Here is a 3,076-nt window from a genome sequence, read left to right as displayed (position 1 = left end):
AACGTTTATACGGTCATTTTGAATCCCTGTTAGCACATGTGGTTAAACATCCGCATCATAGCCTGGACGATTTGATTTATATCGCTGAAGGAGAAAGGGCTCCCTTATTCCTAGATGAAGGCCCCTTAAGCGGGAACCTTTTCCAATGTTCAGAACATCAGAAAAGGTTGTGGTTTATCGATCAGTTTGAGAAGAATTATTTATACGAAGAAAGTCCTGTTTACCATAACCTGCCCCTGATCGTTGGGCTTCCTGAAGCCCTGGACCCGGAGCAGCTTAAAGTAGCCCTGGATTCGGTGATGAAGGCAAATGAAATCCTCAGGACAAGGATTGTAACCCGGGATGGCGAGCCTTTCCAGCAAGTCAGCGAAGCGGTCACTGTGCCGCTGAGCGTTTGTGAAACCGATGAATCTCTGGACCAGCAGGCCTGGCAGGAGAAGTGTACTGCCCTGATCAACCAGCCATTCGATATTGAAAACGATGGATTGGTCCGTTTCAGTTTAAGCTGCAATAAGGGGCAGCATTTTTTAATGATTACCGCCCATCACCTGATTGCAGACCGTGCTTCCCTGAGGTTGCTGTTGAATGAGCTGATGCGTTGTTACCGTTCTGAAGTTAAAACCGGTGCTGATCCGGTACCGTATTCCAGCTTTTCCAGCTGGCAGAACAAAATTGGAACAGGGGATCTGGAATCCCTGTCCTTGTATTGGAAGCGAAAATTAGCCGGTGTCCCGGTGCTGCATCTGGCTACTGATCAGCAACGGGAGCACATTCATGTATTTGAAGCCGGCTTTTTAAATAGAGTTTTGGGCGAAGCGCGGTCCGCACAGCTGACTGCCTTTTGCAAACAGGAACAGATCAGCCCTTTTGGCTTTTTACTGACTGCCTTCAACATCCTGTTGTACCGGTATACGGATAGCCAGGATATCATGATCGGGACCTTATATCACAACCGGACGCAAACAGGTTTAAGTGATCTTATTGGACCGGTTGCCAACCTGGTTACCTTAAAACTGGCCATGGCAGCGGAACTCAGTTTCCCTGAACTGGCACAACAGGTGGAGCAGGATTATCAGCATGCCGTTGGTTCTGCAGCGATGCCGTTTGAGAAAGTGGTGCTGGAAATTAACCCTGATAAGGACATGAGCCGCACGGCGCTGTTTGACCTGTTGATTCATTATGAAGAGCAGTCCTGTGCCGGAGAGATCCCTGCAGGTTTTGAGCTGCTGGAACTGAATTACGGTTTGGGGAAATACGACCTTAACCTGTTGATCAAAGAGGGGGCGGACTTCAGTTTTCACCTGACCTATAATCATAAATATTTTAAAGAATCCAGTGTTGAACGCTTACTGGAACATTATGTGAAGCTTATCGGCCATATCCTGGAAAACCCGGAGAAAGGTGCTGCCGTGCAGGAATACCTCGGCGAAGCTGAGCAGGCCGAATTGCTGAAAGATGCGGCTTCGGCCATTGCGGTGACCTATCCGGAAGCACAGACGCTGACCGGCCTGTTTGAAGAACAGGTTTTAAAAACGCCGGATCGCATTGCTGTTGCAGATGGAACGAAAAGCATGACTTACCGGGAGTTGAATGAACGGTCCAACCGGCTGGGTCATTACCTTCGCGACAAGTATGAGATCCGGGCTGATGACCTGATCGGTCTTCAGCTGGAGCGGACCGAATGGATGATTATTGCAATCCTGGGTGTTTTAAAATCAGGAGGGGCATATGTTCCGATCGATCCGGCTTATCCGGAAGAGCGCATTGCCTACATGCTGGCCGATAGCCGGAGCAAAGTCCTGATCGGGGAAGAAGAGCTGGAGCATTTTAGAAAGTTAGAAGAAACCTGCAGCAGCGAAAACCTGATACAGGTAAACCGCCCTGAAGATCTGGCCTATGTGATTTATACCTCAGGATCTACGGGACAGCCCAAAGGGACACTGATCGAACACAGGAATGTGGTCCGTCTGTTCAAAACGAATCCTTCGCTGTTTGATTTCAGTGCAGATGATGTGTGGACGATGTTCCATTCTTACTGTTTTGATTTTTCTGTATGGGAAATGTATGGTGCTTTACTCTTTGGGGGGAAACTGGTGCTGATTCCGAACATGACGGCCAGGGATCCCGGGAAATATATTGAAGTGCTGCTAAAAGAAGGGGTTACGGTACTGAACCAGACGCCTTCTTCTTTTTACCAGGTGATGAAGGAAGCATTGGCAGGGGAGCATTTAAACTTCCGCTTACGTTACCTCATCTTTGGGGGGGAAGCCCTGAGTCCGGGGAAATTAAAGCCATGGCATGAGCGTTATCCGGAAATCCGGCTGATCAATATGTATGGCATCACCGAGACGACAGTCCATGTTACTTATAAAGAGATCGGGGATTCTGAGATCGAACAGAACCAGAGCAATATCGGCAGGGCGATTCCTACGCTGAACTGTTATGTGCTGGACCAGCACCGGAACTTACTGCCCCGGGGTTTATCCGGAGAATTATATGTAGGGGGAGCAGGTGTTGGCCGGGGTTACCTGAACCGGCCTGAGCTGACTTTACAACATTTTATGGATAGTCCTTTCCAGGCGGGGGAACGTTTGTACCGTACCGGAGACAAAGCAAGACTGCTGGATAACGGTGAGCTGGAATATGAGGGACGTAAAGATAACCAGGTTAAGATCCGGGGTTACCGGATTGAGCTTGGGGAAATTGAGCGTGTTTTAGAGCAGCATGAACTGATCAGTTCAGCAGTGGTGCTGGCCAAGACGGCTGCTGATGGGGAGAAGGAATTGTTCGCTTATCTTGTGGGCGCATCCTCGTTAAATGCCTTAACGGTACGGTCTTATTTATCGGCGCGAATTCCTTCGTATATGGTTCCAGGACATTTTATTCAGTTGGAATACTTACCACTGACTTCCAATGGAAAAGTCGACAAAAAGGCACTTCCTGAGGCAGCTGTTGCCGGCATGTCTGCGGGTTTGGAATATGTGGCGCCCCGAAATGAAATTGAAGAGAAACTGGTGCTGATCTGGCAGGAGATATTGGGCAGGGAGAAGATCAGTGTTAAAGATAATTTCTTTGA

At 48.7% G+C, this 3,076-nt stretch carries 1 protein-coding gene; it reads left to right on the top strand.

The features are described from left to right. Window positions 1-3,076, top strand: a 3,076-nt coding sequence (locus BLQ87_RS33015) for a non-ribosomal peptide synthetase (RefSeq protein WP_143010625.1), incomplete at both ends; no start/stop codon positions are given.

Origin of the sequence: Pedobacter steynii (genome assembly GCF_900103665.1) — a bacterium.
Taxonomy (GTDB): Bacteria; Bacteroidota; Bacteroidia; order Sphingobacteriales; family Sphingobacteriaceae; genus Pedobacter; species Pedobacter steynii.
The sequence above is the reverse complement of the archived record's forward strand: the minus strand, read 5'-3'. Positions and strand labels throughout refer to the sequence as shown.